General features: G+C 54.7%; 16 protein-coding genes. All 16 read left to right on the forward strand.

The window, feature by feature from the left end; all coding sequences use genetic code 11:
* The first annotated feature begins 187 nt into the window (after window positions 1–187).
* The 16 genes from NP590_RS00625 to NP590_RS00700 all read left to right on the forward strand — a co-directional run bounded on the left by NP590_RS00625 (window position 188) and on the right by NP590_RS00700 (window position 18,903).
* Window positions 188–2,554: an arylsulfatase gene (locus NP590_RS00625; protein WP_256600199.1), complete on the forward strand. Its 2,367-nt coding sequence runs from the start codon at window positions 188–190 to the stop codon at window positions 2,552–2,554.
* Window positions 2,555–2,622: 68 nt separating this feature from the next.
* Window positions 2,623–4,149 carry a DUF1254 domain-containing protein gene (locus NP590_RS00630; protein WP_256600200.1) on the forward strand — a complete coding sequence of 509 codons (1,527 nt, stop codon included), beginning with the start codon at window positions 2,623–2,625 and terminating at the stop codon, window positions 4,147–4,149.
* A complete protein-coding gene (locus NP590_RS00635) occupies window positions 4,149–4,973 on the forward strand; it encodes a hypothetical protein (protein WP_256600201.1) in 825 nt (274 codons plus the stop codon). Before NP590_RS00630 ends, NP590_RS00635 begins: the two co-directional genes overlap by 1 nt.
* A gap of 78 nt (window positions 4,974–5,051) precedes the next feature.
* The gene (locus NP590_RS00640; RefSeq protein ID WP_256600202.1) at window positions 5,052–6,416 is read left to right on the forward strand and encodes a carbohydrate porin; all 1,365 of its coding nucleotides are present in this window, start codon (window positions 5,052–5,054) and stop codon (window positions 6,414–6,416) included.
* A gap of 139 nt (window positions 6,417–6,555) precedes the next feature.
* Window positions 6,556–7,053: a hypothetical protein gene (locus NP590_RS00645; RefSeq protein WP_256600203.1), complete on the forward strand. Its 498-nt coding sequence runs from the start codon at window positions 6,556–6,558 to the stop codon at window positions 7,051–7,053.
* Window positions 7,054–7,101: 48 nt separating this feature from the next.
* Window positions 7,102–7,905: a bestrophin-like domain gene (locus NP590_RS00650; RefSeq protein WP_256600204.1), complete on the forward strand. Its 804-nt coding sequence runs from the start codon at window positions 7,102–7,104 to the stop codon at window positions 7,903–7,905.
* Between the two features lie 37 nt (window positions 7,906–7,942).
* Window positions 7,943–10,189 (forward strand): multiheme c-type cytochrome, encoded by a 2,247-nt coding sequence (locus NP590_RS00655; protein ID WP_256600205.1) that lies wholly within the window; start codon window positions 7,943–7,945, stop codon window positions 10,187–10,189.
* Window positions 10,190–10,192: 3 nt separating this feature from the next.
* Window positions 10,193–10,798 (forward strand): lipid-binding SYLF domain-containing protein, encoded by a 606-nt coding sequence (locus NP590_RS00660; protein ID WP_256600206.1) that lies wholly within the window; start codon window positions 10,193–10,195, stop codon window positions 10,796–10,798.
* 36 nt (window positions 10,799–10,834) lie between these two features.
* Window positions 10,835–11,539 (forward strand): DUF3313 domain-containing protein, encoded by a 705-nt coding sequence (locus NP590_RS00665; protein WP_256600207.1) that lies wholly within the window; start codon window positions 10,835–10,837, stop codon window positions 11,537–11,539.
* A gap of 43 nt (window positions 11,540–11,582) precedes the next feature.
* Window positions 11,583–12,050, forward strand: coding sequence for a glycine zipper family protein (locus tag NP590_RS00670; RefSeq protein WP_256600208.1), 468 nt, complete (start codon window positions 11,583–11,585; stop codon window positions 12,048–12,050).
* A 25-nt stretch (window positions 12,051–12,075) separates the two neighbouring features.
* Complete coding sequence (locus tag NP590_RS00675; RefSeq protein ID WP_256600209.1) at window positions 12,076–14,505, forward strand: mechanosensitive ion channel domain-containing protein; 2,430 nt, start codon at window positions 12,076–12,078, stop codon at window positions 14,503–14,505.
* Window positions 14,506–14,626: 121 nt separating this feature from the next.
* Window positions 14,627–15,487: a DUF2092 domain-containing protein gene (locus tag NP590_RS00680; RefSeq protein ID WP_256600210.1), complete on the forward strand. Its 861-nt coding sequence runs from the start codon at window positions 14,627–14,629 to the stop codon at window positions 15,485–15,487.
* Complete coding sequence (locus NP590_RS00685; RefSeq protein ID WP_256600211.1) at window positions 15,484–16,299, forward strand: hypothetical protein; 816 nt, start codon at window positions 15,484–15,486, stop codon at window positions 16,297–16,299. The genes NP590_RS00680 and NP590_RS00685 overlap by 4 nt, the downstream gene beginning before the upstream one ends.
* A gap of 76 nt (window positions 16,300–16,375) precedes the next feature.
* A complete protein-coding gene (locus NP590_RS00690; RefSeq protein ID WP_256600212.1) occupies window positions 16,376–17,248 on the forward strand; it encodes a transporter in 873 nt (290 codons plus the stop codon).
* A gap of 169 nt (window positions 17,249–17,417) precedes the next feature.
* Window positions 17,418–17,858: an META domain-containing protein gene (locus NP590_RS00695; RefSeq protein ID WP_256600213.1), complete on the forward strand. Its 441-nt coding sequence runs from the start codon at window positions 17,418–17,420 to the stop codon at window positions 17,856–17,858.
* 40 nt (window positions 17,859–17,898) lie between these two features.
* The gene (locus NP590_RS00700) at window positions 17,899–18,903 is read left to right on the forward strand and encodes an Lnb N-terminal periplasmic domain-containing protein (protein ID WP_256600214.1); all 1,005 of its coding nucleotides are present in this window, start codon (window positions 17,899–17,901) and stop codon (window positions 18,901–18,903) included.
* Window positions 18,904–19,111: the final 208 nt, after the last annotated feature.

Genomic DNA, 19,111 nt, shown 5'->3' on the forward strand with positions numbered 1-19,111 from the left:
TTTGAATAGCAAGGATTAACCCGCCGGGTATAACTATCATGGAAAGCGGCATGAATTCTGCGGTTATCTAGCTTTCTGGACTTAGGTTTAGTGTTGGAGCCAGCTGCAAGATTTATCGAAGATACCGGGCGGGATTTCACCTTTAATCGGTTTCCGGCGTATTTTTAATTAACCAGAGAGTGAAATTATGAGACAGCATGTCCTTGCGATTGTCGGTTTGTCGGCTGTGATACTGACCGACTGTGAAGTCGCCGTTGCTAAAAGCAAATCCAAGCAAACCGAGGGCATTGATCGGACGGTACTGCCCATCGCTGACCCTCAGCCCAATCCGATAAGCGAACTCGACGTCCGCAACGCCAAGGCGCCGCCGCGTTTTGAAGTGAAAGCCCCGGCGGGTGCGCCGAATGTGTTACTGGTGTTGCTTGACGACCTCGGTTTTGCCGGCACCAGCACTTTCGGCGGACCGGTGACCACGCCGACCTTCGAGCAAATCGCCAACGAAGGTGTGCGCTACAACAACTTCCACACCACGGCCGTGTGTTCGCCGACCCGCTCTGCCATCAAAAGCGGTCGCAATCATCATGTCAACAACATGGGGGCCATCATCGAAACCGGTACCGCGTTTCCCGGCAATACCGGCCAGATTCCAAATAACGTCGCGTCGGTCGCCGAAATGTTGCGCTTGAATGGCTACGCTACGGCTGCCTTCGGCAAATGGCACGAAACAGCCGCTTGGGAAGCCAGCATGGCGGGACCGTTCGATCGCTGGCCAACCCGGCAGGGTTTCGACAAGTTTTACGGTTTTCTGGGCGGCGAAACCAATCAATGGGCACCATTCATTTACGATGGCACCAAGCAGGTGGAAGTACCGAACGACTCCAACTATCACTTCATGACCGATATGACCGATCAGGCCGTGTCCTGGATCAAGTACCAAAAGGCCCTGACGCCCGACAAACCATTCTTCACCTATTTCGCACCTGGCGCCGTGCATGCGCCGCATCACGTGCCCAAGGAATGGATCGCCCGCTGGCGGGGTAAATTCGATCAAGGCTGGGATAATCTGCGCGAGCAGATTCTAGCTCGGCAGATCGAAAACGGTACGGTTCCCAAGGGTACCGAGTTGGCGCCAAGACCAGAGGCGATTCCAGCCTGGGACTCACTGTCGGCTGACGAAAAGCGTCTGTATACCCGGCAGATGGAAGTATTTGCCGCCTTTGTCGAGATGACCGACCATGAAATTGGTCGGGTCATCAAGGCCATAGATGAGGTGGGGCAACTCGATAATACCTTGGTGCTATTTGTCTATGGCGACAACGGCACCAGTGCCGAGGGCGGTCGCAACGGCATGTTCAGCGAGATGACCTACTTCAACGGCGTTCAAGAACAAGTTGCCGACATGCTCAAACATCTGGATCAGTGGGGCGGGCCCGAGACCTATCCGCACATGGCGGCGGGTTGGGCGGTGGCGCTGGATACGCCCTATCAATGGACCAAACAGGTGGCCTCCGATCACGGCGGCACCAAGGTCGGCATGGCCGTGCGCTGGCCGAAAGGCATCAAGGCCAAGGGCGAGCAACGCACGCAATTTCATCACGTGATCGACATTGCCCCAACCATTCTCGAGGCCGCCGGCCTGCCGGAACCCAAAAGCGTCAATGGCGTCAAGCAGCGGCCGATGGATGGCGTCAGTATGAGCTACAGCTTCGATGACGCGCAGGCAAAAGACCGGCATACCACCCAATACTTCGAGATGTTCGGCAACCGGGCCATCTATCACGAGGGCTGGTTCGCACGCACCATACACCGGGCGCCGTGGGAAATGAAGCCGCGCCGCCCGTTGAACGAAGATATTTGGGAGCTGTACGACACCCGCAGCGACTTTAGCTTGACGCACGATTTGGCAACGCAGCAACCCAAGAAACTGAAGGAACTGCAAGCCTTGTTCCTGAAAGAAGCCAAGAAGAACACCGTATTGCCGATCGATGATCGGGTGATCGAGCGTGTCAACGCGGAGCTGGTCGGCCGTCCCGACCTGATGGCGGGACGCACTTCGCTGACCTTGGCGGAAGGCATGAGCGGCATGAGCGAAAACGTGTTCATCAATATCAAGAACAAGTCCAAAACCATCACCGCCGAGCTGGATATTCCTGATGGCGGCGCCAATGGGGTAATCATCGCCCAGGGCGGCCGTTTCGGCGGCTGGTGTTTGTACCTGAAGGACGGTAAACCCGCTTACACCTACAACTTTCTTGGCCTGAACAGCGCTACTATCAGCTCGCCTGAAGTCTTGCCGAAAGGCAAAAGCAAACTGGTGTTTGATTTTGCCTATGACGGTGGCGGATTAGGTAAGGGTGGCATGGGCACGCTGTCCATCGATGACAAGAAAGTAGCCGAGGGCCGTATCGATAAAACCCAAGCGATGGCCTTCTCCGCCGACGAAACCGCCGATGTGGGTGTCGATGACGCCACGCCGGTTGTCGCCGGACTCGGTCAGGGTGCGCAGACCCGCTTTACCGGCAAAATAGAGAAAGTCACGATCAACGTGAAATAAACACCTCGGAGTAGGCGCGTTGGTGCGCGCCTGCCGAAACCGTTGAAAGACTCACGGAGCTTAAGCTAATGATGCAAAAAACCAAACTCGCCACGGCGATCGCCGTGATGTGCGGCCTGTTGGCGGGAACCGCGCTTGCCAAACCGGTAAAGCCCGCGCACTACAAAATGACCACGGAAGTTCCTGAGGGTATCGCGATACCGGATCAGGTCAAAACCCGCTTGGGCACCCTCAAATTTTTCGACGGTTTCCCGGATGATGCCAGCGTTGAAAAACTCTATGACAACCTGGATTTTCAGCGCGCGGTACAGGCCTACCTGCTCGGATTGGCACCGGTAAGCCAAGTGGCGAATCGCAAGGGCATACTGGAAGTGGGGCCGGCCAATACCACCGTGCCGATCTTCGAGCAGATTATGGATGCGAAGTCGTTGTTCCTGACCCCTAACAACAATACCCCTTACACCTGGTTTTGGCTCGACCTCGGTAAGGGGCCCTTGGTCCTGGAAATTCCGCCCAAGGTTCTCGGTTTGATCGACGATATGTGGTATCACTTCGTCACCGATTTGGGCTTCATGGGCCCCGATAAGGGCGAGGGTGGCAAGTTTCTGCTGTTGCCGCCCGGTTACACGGGAAATGTGCCGGAGGGCTACCATGTTGTGCGGCCGGCCACTTTCAACGTCTGGGTTGCCTGGCGTACTTTCCTGAAGGACGGCGATCCTAAACCGGGGGTGGACAGCGTCAAGCAATTGACGAAAATCTATCCGCTGGGACAGGCCGAAAACCCGCCGCAGTTAAATTTTGTTAACGTCTCGGGGCGGGACTTCAACACCGTCGCGCCGGCGGATTACCCCTTCTGGGAGTACCTGAATCAGGTGGTACAAGAGGAGCCGACCGATTCGGTCGATCCGATTACCCTGGGTTTTTGGGCGTCGGTCGGCATTCAAAAAGGCAAACCTTTTACTCCCGATGCCAGGATGAAGAAAATTCTCGCCGAGGCGGCCCTGGTCGGCGACGCGACGGCGCGCGCGGTTTCTTATCGTCCTCGCGATACGAGTGCTTATTTCTACCCGGATAGCCAGAGCGCCTGGGTCAATCCCATGAATGCCAGCGGCTACACCTTTGAGGATAATGGGGTACGTCTGTTGGACATGAATACCTTTTTCTTCTTCTATGCGACAGGCATTACCCCGGCCATGGATTCGAAGGTGGTTGGACAGGGCTCGCAGTATATGGGGGCATTCGTCGACGCCAAAGGCAAGCCGCTGGATGGCGGCAAAAACTACAAACTGCACCTGCCGCCCAATATCCCGGTGGCAAACTTCTGGTCGGTGATTTTGTACGACAACCAGACCCGCTCCATGCTGCAGACCGACCAGCATTGGCCGGCGGTCAGCAGTCAGACCCAAGGGCTTCAGGTCAACCCGGACAGCTCGGTGGACATCTATTTCGGGCCGAAGCCGCCGTCAGGCAAGGAAAGCAATTGGGTGCAGACCATACCCGGCAAGGGTTGGAATACGCTGTTGCGCCTGTATGGTCCGCTCCAGCCCTGGTTCGACAAAACCTGGCGGCCGGGCGAGATTGAAGCCGTTAAATAATGAGTCATTTCACGGCCTTCAGAATGAGTGTGCTTGCCTCGGCCGTGATGTCGGCTGGGCCTGTCATGGCTATTGAGGCGCCCGCGGGCGATGCTCGGGCAAAGGCCGCCGAATTGGCCAAGAAGTTACAGAATCCGATTGCCAATCTGATCAGTGTTCCTGTGCAAAACAACTGGGATTTTGCTGTCGGCCAAGCCGATGCCATGCGTTTTACTGCTAATGTGCAGCCGGTGATTCCGTTTTCAGTTGGCGACAACTGGAATCTGATTACCCGCACCATCATGCCTGTCATCCATGCCGAATCGTCGATACCGGGCGGAGCCAGCGTGTCGGGTTTAGGCGATGTTGTGCAAAGTTTCTTTTTGTCACCCAAGCAGCCCCTCGGTGGCTGGATAGTGGGCGGAGGGCCGGTATTTTTGTACCCATCCGCCTCGGAACAGACTCTGGGCGGGCAGAAGTGGGGAGTGGGGCCGACGGCGGTTGCCCTGAGACAGCAAGACGACCGGACTTATGGCATGTTGGCCAATCATCTGTGGGACTTTGCCGGTAACGCTAATCGAGCCGACATTAACGCTACCTTCATGCAGCCGTTTGCCGCCTATACCACCAAAACCTACACCACATTCGGCGTAAACACCGAATCAACCTACGATTGGGAAAGTAAGCGCTGGACGGTGCCACTCAATTTAACGGTTCAACAGTTAGTGAAGTTTGGTTCGCAGCCCGTGGCGTTCACTGGGGGTGGTCGTTACTATGCCGAGAAACCGGAAGGCGGGCCGGATTGGGGCTTGCGTTTTGCCGTCACCCTGCTGTTTCCGAAATGAATTAACAGTGGTCTTATGTGCAGGCCAAAGGATTTTATGAATTTCAAATTTAAAACTAGGCGTATTTTGCTCGGTTCGATGTTGTGTTTAGGTTTGGGCTCAAACGCTCACGCCATCGGGCCGGTTGAAGTCCCGGAAACCTGGGGTGGCGATTTGGCTTCACGCCAGCGTTTAAGCGGCGATTGGGGCGGCGTCAGGGATGAAATGGGCAAAAAAGGCGTGGTATTGGACGCCAAAATGCTTTTATTGCCGGGGGGTATCGCGACCGGAGGCCGAAATACCGGCGCCGACTTTTGGGGCAGCGTCGATTATTCGTTAAATCTGGATACCGACAAAATGGGACTTTGGCCGGGTGGCTTCTTCAAATTTCAGGGGATTTCCAGTTTTGGCAATACTTTGTATAACGAAGCTGGCGCAATGGTGCCCACTAATATGTCTTCGCTACATCCCAGCTTCAATCAGCCAAGCAGCGGTTTGATGCAGGCGTCGTACACACAGTTTTTGAGCGAGCAATTCGGTGTGACGATGGGGAAAATGAACCTGCTGGATTTCACGCCTAACGAGTTCTACGGCGACTATAACACCCAATTCATGAATACCGGGCTGAACCTGCCCTTGGCCTATGCGACGGTACCGATATCCGCCTATGGCGGTGGCGTTATGGTTCTGCCGACCAAAGACATCACCTTGATGGCCTTGGCGCTGGATGCCAGCGGTACGCCGGAGGAGAACGACGTCAGCAAAGCCTTCGATGACGGGGTGATGCTGGTCAGCTCCGCGAATATCAAAATCAAACCCTTTGGTCTAGTTGGCCACCAGGGAGTTAGCGGTGTTTGGAGCGACAAGTCTCGTTTCTCGCTTACTCAAGACCCCGCCAACTTAAGGCAAGCGCTGTTGAATGAGCGTTTTCCCTTCCTGGGCAATCCCGGCCCGATACTGGAGCGGATTCTCAGTGAGCGTTTTCCAAATTTGCTGCTTCCGATTCAACCAGCCAACCGGAAGGAGAATACCTGGTCGGTGGTCTATAGCTTTGACCAATACTTCTGGCAACCCGACGGCGACTCGAAACGCGGTGTCGGTGTTTTCTTTAATTTCGGTGCCACCGATGGCAACCCCAATCCGGTTCAATACAGCTTTATGATGGGGATTGGCGGAAAGGGCGTATTCGCCGGACGTCCGGACGATAATTTTGGCATAGGCTGGGCGCGCACCCAGTTTAGTGAGCAATTTGTGCCGTTATTACGTGAAAGACTGGGTCTTGGCCTGAACCATGAAGATGCCATCGAGCTGTATTACTCGGCCGCGGTTATGCCATTGTTGAATGTGAGTCCGCATCTGCAGATCATCAATTCCGGTCTCAATAAAACACTCGACGACAATAACCAGTTGCGGAATATGAGTACAGCCGTTGAGGCCAGCTTGCGCATGAATATATTGTTTTAATCAGCGGGTGAGCCAGGAGGGGGCGGGAACACCATGCTGCCCGGATACTATTTACTCTTCCTAGGTTCCCTAAGACCAAGCGGATGGAGGGGGAAATGAAAACGGTATTTTCAATAATGCATTCGGGGGCAAACAAGCCATGAGTCTACTATCAAAGATAAAACATGAGGCTAAGGAAGTAGGCTGGGTGACGCTGTATTTCTTTTTTTGCTTTGGCGTGATGTTGACCTTAAAGAAGCTATTACTTTCCGGCTACCAGGTTGACGTTCAGGTTGTTTCCACGGCAGCCATCAGCGCTTTGATTATCGCCAAAATCGTCATCATTCTCGATCATACGCCGGCCGGCAATCGCTTCGATAGCCGTCAGCCGCTTTGGGTGGTGGTTATTTACAAGACTCTGGTCTATTTGGGCGTAGCGTTCATCGTGTTTTTCCTGGAAAAACTGTTTCATGCCTATCGCCAGACTGGCTTGTTCAATCAGGCCGTGTCGGAAGTATGGGAACGCCAAGATTGGAGCCTGATGCTGATGAAGCTACTTTGCGTCGGTTTGACCTTTTTGGCGTATCACCTGTATGCGGGATTGGATCATCGTTTGGGTGAAGGTGCGCTGCGGCGCAAGATTTTCGAGCGTCCGTAAGCATTTCATGGCCCAAGCAGCGCGGGCCAATGAACGATTTTTAAGATAATGGCGCATTGGGGGAATCAAATGTTGGGTATTGCCGGTCTTGCTGTGTTGTCCTCGCTGGGCTTGTTTGTTGGCATGCTGCTGGCCATAGAAGTCGGCAGGCGGTTAGGCATTCGTAGCCAGGCGGATGAACAAAAAACCGATAGAGCCGCCGCCGGTTTAATCGACGGCGCCGTTTTCGGCTTGATGGGCTTGTTGATCGCTTTTACTTTCTCCGGGGCGGCCTCGCGCTTGGATCATCGCCGGGATTTGGTGATAAGCGAGGCCAATGCGATTGGAACCGCGTATCTGCGCTTGAATTTGCTGCCGGCTGACAAGCAGTCGCCATTGCGGGATTTGTTCCGGCAATATCTGGATGCGCGACTGGATGTGTTTCAAAAACTGCCCGACATGGCGGCGGCGGAAGCCGGATTGCTCAGGGCTAATCAACTACAAAGCCAAATCTGGCCGATGGCGGTCGAGGCCTGTCAGTTATCGGGATCGGTGCCGGCCACCACATTGTTGTTGTCGGCTTTGAATGAAATGTTCGATATGGCGAACCTGCGCACGACCACTTCGCGAGTTATGCACCCCCCGCCGGTGATCTTCATCATGTTGTTTGTCCTGGCCTTGCTCAGTTCGCTTTTGGCGGGATATTCGATGGGTAATAGCCGGGATAACAACCGGTTTCATGTCATCGGTTTTGCCGCCATCATAGCGGTGACGGTGTATGTGATACTCGACATCGAATATCCGCGCGCGGGCTTGATTCGGGTGGATGCGGTGGATCAGGTGCTGATGGAGCTGCGGAGCAGCATGCAATGAAGCTGTCGGTGAACCACGCTTCGCTTTGGAATAAGTCATGAAGACATGGGCTAACCGTAAGCATCGGTGGTTCGCCGTCTTGGGCTTGCTGGTGCTGGCAGGGTGGGGCACTTGGTTTTACCTGTTCCCGCTTGCCGGTCGTTCCACCGTCGCGCCGGTTTCAAATACCTTGCAGGCCGAACAGGCCTACGTCGGCAGAGCCGCATGCGCCGGTTGCCATGCCGAGCAGGATAGTCTCTGGCAGGGTTCACATCATGATTTGGCGATGCAGGACGTCAACGAACAGACGGTGCTCGGCGATTTTCAGGACGTTGAATTCAGTAAGGACGGCGTGGTGTCGCGTTTCTTCCGGCGGGACAGCCGTTTCATGGTCAACACCGATGGCCCGGACGGCACGCTGGCGGATTTTGAAATCAAGTATGTGTTTGGCGTTACGCCGTTGCAGCAATACCTGATCGAACTGCCCGGCGGCAAGCTGCAAGCGTTGTCGATTGCCTGGGATAGCAGACCGGCAGCCCAGGGCGGACAACGCTGGTTTCATCTGTATCCGAACGAAAAAATCGACCATACCGACCCATTGCACTGGACCCGGCGCTCGCAAAACTGGAATTTCATGTGCGCTGAATGCCATTCCACTAACCTGCAAAAAAATTACGCTGCCGCCAGTCGGACTTACCGCACGACCTGGTCGGAAATCGATGTGTCATGCGAAGCCTGTCATGGTCCCGGTTCCGGGCATGTGGACTGGGCCAAGCGTGAACCGGGCGCGGCAACGGTGGACAAACAGTCCAAGGGCTTGGCGGTATTGCTGAACGAGCGGCAAGGCGTGGCTTGGCGCATCGATTCGCATACCGGCAATGCCCAGCGCAATACCCCGCGTCGTGATGATGCAGAAATCGAGGTCTGTGCCCGTTGTCATTCGCGGCGCGCGCAGTTGCTGGGGGATTACCGTCATGGTCGCTTGATGGACAGCCATTTACCTTCCTTGCTGCGGCAAACCCTGTATCACGCCGATGGGCAGATCGACGGCGAAGTGTATGAATACGGCTCGTTTTTGCAAAGCAAAATGTATCAGGCCGGCGTGACCTGTAGCGATTGCCACGAACCGCATAGTCTCAAATTGAAGGCCGCCGATAACGGCACTTGTCTGCAATGCCATGCCGCCGCTAAATATGACGATGCCAGGCACCATTTCCATGCGCCGGATTCCGTTGGCGCTAAATGTGTCAGTTGCCACATGCCGACCAACACCTATATGGGTGTCGATGTCCGCCGCGATCATGGCTTTCGTATTCCGCGCCCCGATCTAACCGAAAAACTGGGTGCTCCCAATGCCTGTAACGCCTGCCATGCCGATAAGCCCGCGCAATGGGCGGCTGACGCAGCCAAACGTTGGTATGGGCATCAGCCCAGGGGCTATCAAAATTATGCCGCAGCCTTGCATGCCGCGCGTATCGGAACCGCGGATGCAACGGCTCGCTTAACAGCCTTGGTACAAGACAAAAGCCTGCCGGCTATCGCGCGCGCTACAGCCATCTCGGAAATGGCCGCCCGTCTGACGCCGGAGCAGTTGCCGGTTCTGACCCAGGCCTTGCGGGATGCCGACCCCTTGTTGCGCGCGGCGGCCTTGGAGGCTTTAGAACAAGTACCACCAGAGCAACGTTGGTCGCTGGCCCACGACCGCCTGCGCGATCCGGTGCGTTCGCCGCGCATCTTGGCCGCGGCGGCATTGGCTGGCCTAGCGCCGGCAACTATTTCCGCTGCCGAACAGGCCGACTACGCAGCGGCCGGCAGTGAATATTTAAATTCGTTGGATTGGAACGCCGACGATCCGGCCGCGCAAGTCAATCGAGGCAATTTTCATACGGCCCGCAATGAATTCGCAGCCGCCGAACGGGCATATCGGGAGGCTCTGCAACTCGATGCCGATTTTGTGATGGCCTACATCAATTTGGCCGATCTTTTCCGGGTGATGCATCGCGACAGCGAAGGGCTAACCGTGCTTGAACAAGGCTTGGCCAGATTACCGGACGCAGCCGAATTGCACCACAGTGTGGGCTTGTTACAGGTCAGGCGGAAAAATACCACGGAGGCGCTGAAGTCTCTGGAACGCGCGGTTAAATTGGCCCCTGATCAAGCCCGGTTCGGCTATGTCTACGCCATGGCTCTGACCAGTGTCGGACGCACTTTGGATGCGCGGGATGTCGTCCGCTCCGCCCTGAGGATAACGCCGAACGACCCCGCTTTAAATGCATTAAATAGCCAATTCACCACTGAGGAATAAGTCATGAAAATCGTAAACAAACCCCGTCAAGTCCATGGTCAATTCGGATTCAGGCTCATCGCTTGTCTGGTGTTGATCATGTCGGCCATGCTGGCCGGCTGTCAGACCACGGGCGGCTCTCACTCGGACTCGAAAGCCAATGCGGCTCAAATTGACCGCGAAGTGGATGCGGCTTTGCATAAACTTTACCAAACCACGCCGTCGGCCAGAACGCTGGCGGCAAAAGCCAGAGGTATTCTGGTGTTTCCTAATGTGGTCAAGGCCGGCTTTATCGGCGGCGCCGAATACGGCAAGGGCGCCATGCGTAGAGGTGGCAAGACTACCGGCTATTACAACATCGTTGCCGGCTCTTATGGCTTGCAAGCCGGGGTGCAAGCCTTCGCTTACGCCATGTTCTTCATGAACGACGCGGCGATAACCAGCCTGGATAGCGCCAAGGGCCTGGAAGTGGGCGTCGGGCCCAACATCGTGGTGCTGGATGAAGGCATGGCCAAGAAAGCAACCACCACTACCTTGCGGGACGATGTCTATGCCTATGTGTTTGGCCAACAAGGTTTGATGGCCGGTCTAGGTATACAGGGCTCAAAAATTACCCGTATCAATCCTTGATTCAAAATCATCATTTTTGCAAAAGGAGATTAAACAATGACAGCTTACAGTAAGCAAAATCTCGTCGGTATAGTGGGGCTGGGCCTGATGCTGAGCATGCCCGCGTGCACGCCGATCAAGCAGGCGCGTAATGTCGAAGAATCCGGATTTTTAGGGGATTATTCGGCCTTGCGCGAGGGGCAAAACGGCGAGGCGCTGAAGATTTACCTGAATCCAAATTATCCGCAAATCTGTAATAACTATGACAAGGTGTTGATAGAACCTGTCGGTATCTGGGTTGGCAAAAATTCCGATATGGCTACGATTTCGCCAGATGATCGACAAATGTTGGTCAATCACTTGCATGGTTCGCTGGTCAACGAATTGGGCAAGCACTATCAAATCGTTAGAACGCCGCAACCCGGCACTTTGCGGATCAGAGCAGCAATTACCGAAGCCGAAGGCTCCTGGGTGGCGTTGGATACCGTGTCGTCCTTCGTGCCGCAATTGTTGGTAATGTCCAAGCTGAAAGAAATTGCAACCGGTACCGGCAGCTTTGTCGGCAAGGCGAGCGGGGAAGTGGAAATCACCGATGCCAGCACCGGCGAGCGTTTGGCGGTCGCTGTCGATCGCATGGTCGGCAACAAGTCGGTTACCGGTGTTACCGGCAAATGGGACGACGTTACCCGGACCTTCGATGACTGGTCGGATCGGATGGCTTACAGGCTGGCGAACTGCGGTGCCAATCGGCCGGAACAATAACGGTTCGACTTTACCCATATCACTCAAACAAACAGGTAAAAACATGAAGATTAGCTATCGCATATTTCGTAACGCCATGGCCGGAGCGGTTTTATTGGGCGTGGGAGCCATGAATGCCCAAGCGCAAAATCTGATGATTTATCCCGCCGCCGGACAAAGCCCGCAGCAACAGCAGCAAGACCAGTACAACTGCCACGGCTGGTCGGTTCAGCAATCCGGCTATGATCCCAGCAACCCTCCGGCGCAGAGTTCCGGCCCAAGTTTTGGCAGTGCGTCCAGGGAAACACTCAGAGGCGGTTTCCGTGGCGCGGCGGCTGGCGCGGCCATCGGCGCGATTGCCGGCGATGCCGGCAAGGGTGCGGCTATTGGCGCCACCGGCGGTGCCTTGAAACGTGGGTTTCAGGAGCGTGACAGGCAACAGCAAGCCGCCTCCGCGCCGCCGCCCGGCTTGGATAATTACAATCGGGCCATGAAATCCTGTCTGGGCGCGATGGGATATTCGGTCAATTAGTCACGTCGATTCGACCAAGGCAGTCATGACTCTCCGACATAGACATTTGCTGTTTCCACCCAGCGGCACGCCGGGTATGCCCTGTCTCGTGCCGGTGCTGCAATGGTTTGTTTTTGCCGCATTGACGGCGATGCTGTCATTGGCCGCCTTAGCGGTGCGCGCGGAAGGATCGTCCGCGGGCATTCAGTCAGCGACTGCGCAAGCGGACAGTCAGGATGCCGCTTCGCGGCAAGGAACTGAATCTGAACTGAGGTTACGACTCGATCAAGTTCGTGTCCGCCTGGCCGCGTCATTGCAAGACGGCGAGGTGGCGCCTGTTGCGGCTACAGCGGCCGAATGGGCCGAATTCACCCGCTTGCTGAATTTGATTGCGAATGACTACGAGCAGCATCTGGATACCTTGAGCAAGTTTCGTGGGATGGGGCAAACGCGGGAGGATTTTCAAAAAAAAGCCATGGTTTGGACGAATTTTTCCGAGCCTCCGCCGTATTCGGTGGATTTTATTGACTACCAATGGCAACAGGTGCGCCTGAAAGATCGCGAATTGGAGGCTACTAGACTGGAACAGGCCTTGTTTGATGGTTTGCTGGAAACGCGGCGGCAGGAATTTCAGGAATCTTCGAAGAATCTGCGGCAGGCGAACGAAGCGCTTGAGGTGGCCCAACCCGAGCAGGCCGAGCGAGCACGTTGGTTGCGGGAACTGAATGCGCTCCGCACTCAGCGGGACGAGGCGCGCATTGGCCTTCTGAGTACAAGCAGCGATCTTCGTAACGAACGGTTGGCTCATCTAGCCGACGAAAAAGCATTGCTGCTTCGTCAGGCCATGCAGGCCAGTAGTAGTTCACCGTTATCGCAAGTCGATTTGAACAAAAAGCTGGATCAGCTTACCGAGCGTCAATTGGAACTGGACGGCGAAATTGCGTCGACCGTCCGAGCGGCCCAAGCCGCTGAAAGCCAGTTACAAAGTACGCGCGAGCGTTTGAAAAAGCTAAGCGAGAAAATCGCCCTGGAGAGTGGGGGCAAAGTTGAAAACACTACGCCCGAGATTGAAAGCATCCAGCAGATACTGGACGCCGATTCGGTGGAAAGTCAGGTGCTGTCTTCCAACTTGAGAACCCTGCGTTTGCTCGCGTTGGCGGTGGTGAGTGAGCGACACGCGTGGGAATTGCGTTATCTGGTTGGCCATGCCGAGGATCCTGTCGCCTTAAATAAAGCTTCGGTGGATCTAAAGCTGGGTATGGAACGGCTTTCGTTATGGCGTAAGTATCTGAAATCGGAACTGGATACGATACAAATCCACTTAGATAACCAGGCAAAAAAGTTGGCGAATTGGCAAAGCGAGTACGGCGAGCAAAAACAGGAGCAGCGTAAAAAAGCCGCCTTCGCCAGTGCGGAAAAGCTGCTAAGACGCGCACTGACTGAATTGGATGACCTCGAAAGCCGTCTTATCAATATGCTCGATTTGTTGGAGCTAAAACAGGGCAATGCATCATTGCTTGAAAAGCTGAAAACTTTCTACGCGGATTCGATGGCGTTGGTAAACGCGTTCAGCGATTTCGAACTTCTCGCCATCGATGACAGCATTATCGTCGAAGGGCGGCAGATTAGCGGTAAACGCAGCGTGACGGTGAGCAAGATCGTCAAGTTTATCCTCATACTTGCGCTGGGCTTGTGGTTGGTCAATCGCGTCGCGGAGCAAGGTTTGCGGCGGGTGAAAAACTGGCAGCCAATCAAGGCGAGTTCGGGATTGTTGTCCTTGAGGTTGTTCAGTCTGGTGGCGGTGGTGGCCATCATCGTTTTTGCCTTGATTAGCGTGCATATACCGCTAACGGTATTTACTTTTTTCGGCGGCGCCCTGGCGATTGGTGTCGGTTTTGGCGCTCAGAACATCATCAACAATTTCATCAGCGGTTTGATTTTATTAGCGGAGCGTTCGATCAGGCTGGGCGATATGGTCGAAATCGAGGGCGTCTTGAGCCGCGTCATGCAAATCGGTAGCCGGTGCTGTCAAGTGCATAGGTTTGACGGCATCGATATGTTGATACCGAACAGTCGCTTCCTGGAAAACAACGTCACGAATTTGACCCTATCCGACCAGCGCCTTCGTTGCACTATTACGCTGGGTACTGCTTATGGCTCGCCGGTGCGCAAGGTATTGGCGTTGGTCGAGAGTGTGGCTATCGAAAACCCCCAGGTACTGAAGCATCCCGTGCCCGAAGTTTATCTGCAGGAATTTGCCGACAGTGCCTTGAGCTTGCGTTTGGATTTTTGGGTCGATCTACTGGTGCAACCCAACCGTATGCGTCTGATGAGCGATGTGCGCCTGCGAATCGAAGAATTGTTCAGCGAAAATGGAATTTTGTTGGCCTTTCCGCAACGCGACGTGCATTTGGATATCACTCACCCGGTCAAGGTGGAATTGAATACTGCCCTGGCTCAGAGCGGCGAGGCATGAAAAATCCTTTGCAGTACCGCGTTACTTCGACTCAAATCGGTTGGCGCTCCCAGATAGTCATGGTGTTGTCATCAACCGGTGTGTCCATCAAGTCAATCCCATCACCTTAAGGAGGTGAACCATGCAAAAAACACTACATTTAGGAACACGCAACGTGCTATGGATGGCTATTCTTATAACACTCGTGGGCTGCGCAGAGCAGCCGACGCTGAAGAATCCATCCTCGGATTGGGCTTCCCAGGAATCCACTATGCAAGCCGGGCCGGAACCCACGGATGCCAAGGGTATTCTGTTGCGCATGGCGAATTATCTGGCCAAGACGCCGGCCTTCGCGGTCAATCTCAGCGACAGTTATGACACGGTGCAGCCATCCGGCGCAAAAATCGAATTCGCGGCCACTCGCAAGGTTGTCGTTAGTCGGCCCAATGGTTTGCGGGTGGAACGCGAGGAAAGCGATGGCGAAAAGCAAATTGTGTTGTATGACGGCAAGGACATCACTGTATTTAGCCCCTCCAATAACGTCTATGCCCAGACGGCAAAACCCGGCGGCATCGATGAAGCGGTTAAGTATTTCTTGAAGGATCTGAATATGAGACTGCCATTGGCCGTGTTGTTGGTAAGCCAATTACCCGCCGAGTTGGAGCGCAGAACCGAATCGCTCGATTATGTCGAAAAGACCGCGATTTACGGGCAAACCGCGCATCATCTGGCCGCACGCACCGAGACTGTCGATTACCAAGTATGGATTGCCGAAGGACCCAAGCCTTTACCACTGCGTGTGGTGTTGACTTACAAATTGGCGGAAGGTCAACCGCAGTTTAGAGCGCAATTTTCCGATTGGAATTTGGCCCCGCAAATCGACAATGCGCAGTTTGCCTTTACGCCAGCCGAAGGCGCAAAAAAAATTGCCTTCTTGGCGCAATTGCCTAGCATCTTGCCTGGCGCCTCTGAATATCCAGCACATGCGGGAGAAAAACAATGAATACAAAACTTAATGCTATCGTGACTGCGATGACTGCCGCCTGTGCCATTCTAAGCATCGGTATCGGAGACGCCACGGCTCGTGGAATGGCTGGAGGCGTTGGCGGCGCTGGTGGTTTTTCCCGTGGCGGCGCGGCGGCAAGCGGCAGTTTTTCGGCGCGTGGCGCGGCTTCGTCCGCATCGATGGCGTCCAGCCGTTCGCAAGCCGCCTCGTCGGTTTCGGCTAATAGAACCGAAGCGGCTTCAACGATGTCGAGTAATCGGGCCGCAACAAGGCAATCCATGCAGTCTGCGTCGACCGCCAATCAAGCGCAGCGGCAGGATTCCGTGTCGCAAAACCAAGCGCAACGCCAAGCTTACTCGAGTGAAAATGTCGATACCCGTCAGCAGGGCGCGACGACACGATCACAAGGCCGGCAACAAGCAGCCCAGAACTATAGTGGCGGCAACTATAGGCCACCCGCCGGTGCGTATCCACCACCCGTGGGGTATTATGGAGCGGCGCAAGCGCAGTACGATGATAACCATTGGGACGACGGCGAAGTGGCGGCCGTAGCTGTCGGCGCCGCGGCGATTGGCGCCATGGCGGGTTATGCGGCTGGTCAATCGAACACCAGCCAAACCACGGCACCGGCACCATCCACCACCGTGGTGTATACCACTCCGCCGCCCGCCGCCAGCGGAGGCTTGCCCTGCACCCCAAACACCACCGTGGTTCAAGGGGTGACTTATTATCAATGCGGAACGTCTTGGTATACGCAGGCTTACGGTAGCAACGGCCCAATATATACCCCGGTGCCGGCGCCTAACTAGCGGGAGGATTTTGTTTTTCATGGCGACGTTTTTTCGTCGGGGCAGCGCTAAAATCCTGGCATGTTGGGCGGTTACCATGGCTGTTAGCCTTTCCGCCCAAGGCCAGGATTTGGAGCCGCGTACGTATGCCAATACGCCGGTAGGGCTGAACTTTCTGGTTGCGGGTTATGGCTACACCGCTGGTGGTGTAGCCACCGACCCGGCCTTGCCGATAGAAAATACCCAGATCGAACTGCATTCCGGGGTACTGGCTTATGCGCGGGCGGTCGATGTCTATGGTAAATCGGCCAAGTTCGATATGGTGTTGCCCTATGCTTCGCTGCAGGGAAGCGCCACCGTGGTTGACCAGGAACGGGATAGGGAAGTCTCCGGTTTAATCGATCCCCGTTTTCACTTCTCGATGAACTTTTTCGGCGCACCGGCGCTGACGCTTGAGGAGTTTGCCAAGTACGAACAGGATACGATTATCGGCGCCACTATCGAGGTGACGGCGCCGGGAGGGCAGTACGATTCCGGCAAATTGGTCAATCTCGGCACCAACCGTTGGTCGATTAAGCCGGAGTTAGGGGTTTCCAAGCGCATGGGGCCGGTAACGTTGGAGCTGGCGAGCGGCATTCGCTTCTACACCGACAACGAAAATTTTTTTGGCGGCAAACTGCGTTCGCAAGACCCGGTTTATTCCGTGCAGGGGCATCTGATTTTTAACTTTGGCTACGGCATTTGGGCGGCGGCGGATGCCACTTTTTACACCGGAGGACAAAGCCGAGTGGACGGCCACAAAAATGACGACAGCCTGGAAAACTCCCGTGCCGGTGCGACGCTGGCTCTGCCAGTCAATCGAGCCAACTCTATCAAGCTGTATTACAGCACGGCGATTTCCGGCCGCAGAGGTAGTGATTTCGATACCACCGGCATAGCGTGGCAATATCGGTTTGGCGGCGGCTTGTAGTCTGTTCGTGGTTTTATGGGTTTTATTTTTGCCAATCAAATACTTGACAGTATTATGATGGGAGCCGGTTCTTATCACATTCTACTTCTTAAGCTGGAGCATCATGCCGACCCTTCGTTCTAAATGCCTGCTTTTGGTCATTGCTGTCTTATTGATGCCGGCTTGCGCCATGCAAAAAACATCGGATGCTTTCGTGCCGAATAATGCCGGCGACGCCGAAAACCAAGCGCAAGCAATCACTGGCGTGGTCTGGATGTTGAAACGGTTCGACGCTGAGTCCGAACCGGATAGTTTTGTGATTGATGATCCCGCTCGTTATACCTTGGCATTAATGCCGAATGATCGTTACAGGGTGACAGCAGATTGTAATCGTATGCAGGGCGGTTATTCCGTGGATGGAGATCGCATCAAGCTGGCATCGGGCGCGGCTACCTTGGCCGAATGCGGCCCGTCGTCGCGCTATGCTGATTATTTGCGTCTGCTGGCCGAAGTCGTGCGATTCGAAGTCATCAATCGGGGCCAACTCAATTTGTTCGCCGACAGCGGCGTGTTGGTGTTTGATAACCAAGCTTTGGAAACAGATCAGCGGGCACAAAGTTGGGAAAAATGATGGCTGTGTCCTGTCATCACGCGATAGCGCTTGGTAACTGATGCAAACGCTTAAATATGCCTTGCTGGGCTTCATCATCCTGGTAGTCGGCTTATGGGGTAGTTTGGCGCTTTATTTTGGCGATTCGGGTAGCGGAACCAGTCAGCAGGTTTTAGGCTGGCTGTTTGGGTTCTGCGCGCTGTTGACGCTGTTGGGTTTGTGGCTGCCGGGATGGCGCGGGCCATTGCTTATTGGCTACTTCGCGATATTTTTTGCCGTGCTGGGGTGGTGGTTTGATATCAGTCCCAGCAATGGCAGACAATGGCAAGCCGACGCCGAAAAGCTGGCTTTTGCCACCTTGGATGGCGATCGGATTACCGTGTACAACATCCGCAATTTCGCTTATAAATCCGAATTCGATTACCGGCCGGCTTATTACGATAAGACTTTCGAATTGAATAAACTGGAAGGGATCGATCTGTTTTCCATCTATTGGATGGGGCCGGCGATTGCGCATACCATCATCAGCTTTCATTTCGGAGGCGCTGATTATCTAGCGATGTCCATCGAGGCGCGCAAGGAACTTAACGAAGGTTATTCGACGATCAAGGGTTTTTTTCGTCAGTATGAACTGATTTATTTTGTGGCTGACGAGCGGGATGTAATTCGCTTGCGTGCCAATTACCGCAAAAATCCCGAGGAACAGGTTTATCTGTACCGCTTGCAAGGTTCCAAGGATCAGGCCAGACGGCTTTTTCTGGAGTATGTCAGGCAAATCAATCGGCTCAATCGGCAGCCGGCTTTTTACAATACCCTGCTGGATAATTGCACTACGGCTATCTGGTTTCGTACCTTGGTCAATCCGGAACACTTGGCCTTTTCCTGGAAAGTTCTGCTCAGCGGCTATCTGCCGGACTATCTGTATGAAACAGGCCGTCTGGACACTCGCATGCCTTTTCCGCTGTTGCGGGAGCGAGCTTTGATCAATGACCTTGCCCGGGCCGCCGATCAGTCAGCCGATTTTTCGGTACGCATTCGCGCCCGACTGGAGCCGCTACAGCAATAGATGACAGGGCTCCCGCATCACGCGAGCCTTTCGTTTTCGATTCGGCTTCTCCGGTTTCCGGGCCGTGGAGAAATCGCCTGTTTCGCATGTTTGGCTGGAAATGTTGTGGTCTGGAGCTGACGGCCTGATTTGGAGTGGTTTACAAGGAATCCATGCGTTGCGGTAGTCCGAAAAATTCAGCAAGTCAGTGGAAAGTCAGGAAGTTGGT

Source organism: Methylomonas subterranea (assembly GCF_024505185.1).
GTDB lineage: Bacteria > Pseudomonadota > Gammaproteobacteria > Methylococcales > Methylomonadaceae > Methylomonas > Methylomonas subterranea.

What these genes read in the sequence shown, in the direction of transcription:
- NP590_RS00680 (WP_256600210.1), top strand. Translation starts at nt 14,627, where the DNA reads ATGCAAAAAACACTACATTTAGGAACACGCAACGTGCTATGGATGGCT.
- NP590_RS00690 (WP_256600212.1), top strand. Translation starts at nt 16,376, where the DNA reads ATGGCTGTTAGCCTTTCCGCCCAAGGCCAGGATTTGGAGCCGCGTACG.
- NP590_RS00660 (WP_256600206.1), top strand. Translation starts at nt 10,193, where the DNA reads ATGAAAATCGTAAACAAACCCCGTCAAGTCCATGGTCAATTCGGATTC.
- NP590_RS00645 (WP_256600203.1), top strand. Translation starts at nt 6,556, where the DNA reads ATGAGTCTACTATCAAAGATAAAACATGAGGCTAAGGAAGTAGGCTGG.
- NP590_RS00630 (WP_256600200.1), top strand. Translation starts at nt 2,623, where the DNA reads ATGATGCAAAAAACCAAACTCGCCACGGCGATCGCCGTGATGTGCGGC.
- NP590_RS00635 (WP_256600201.1), top strand. Translation starts at nt 4,149, where the DNA reads ATGAGTCATTTCACGGCCTTCAGAATGAGTGTGCTTGCCTCGGCCGTG.
- NP590_RS00675 (WP_256600209.1), top strand. Translation starts at nt 12,076, where the DNA reads ATGACTCTCCGACATAGACATTTGCTGTTTCCACCCAGCGGCACGCCG.
- NP590_RS00665 (WP_256600207.1), top strand. Translation starts at nt 10,835, where the DNA reads ATGACAGCTTACAGTAAGCAAAATCTCGTCGGTATAGTGGGGCTGGGC.
- NP590_RS00695 (WP_256600213.1), top strand. Translation starts at nt 17,418, where the DNA reads ATGCAAAAAACATCGGATGCTTTCGTGCCGAATAATGCCGGCGACGCC.
- NP590_RS00670 (WP_256600208.1), top strand. Translation starts at nt 11,583, where the DNA reads ATGAAGATTAGCTATCGCATATTTCGTAACGCCATGGCCGGAGCGGTT.
- NP590_RS00640 (WP_256600202.1), top strand. Translation starts at nt 5,052, where the DNA reads ATGTTGTGTTTAGGTTTGGGCTCAAACGCTCACGCCATCGGGCCGGTT.
- NP590_RS00700 (WP_256600214.1), top strand. Translation starts at nt 17,899, where the DNA reads ATGCAAACGCTTAAATATGCCTTGCTGGGCTTCATCATCCTGGTAGTC.
- NP590_RS00650 (WP_256600204.1), top strand. Translation starts at nt 7,102, where the DNA reads ATGGCGCATTGGGGGAATCAAATGTTGGGTATTGCCGGTCTTGCTGTG.
- NP590_RS00625 (WP_256600199.1), top strand. Translation starts at nt 188, where the DNA reads ATGAGACAGCATGTCCTTGCGATTGTCGGTTTGTCGGCTGTGATACTG.
- NP590_RS00685 (WP_256600211.1), top strand. Translation starts at nt 15,484, where the DNA reads ATGAATACAAAACTTAATGCTATCGTGACTGCGATGACTGCCGCCTGT.
- NP590_RS00655 (WP_256600205.1), top strand. Translation starts at nt 7,943, where the DNA reads ATGAAGACATGGGCTAACCGTAAGCATCGGTGGTTCGCCGTCTTGGGC.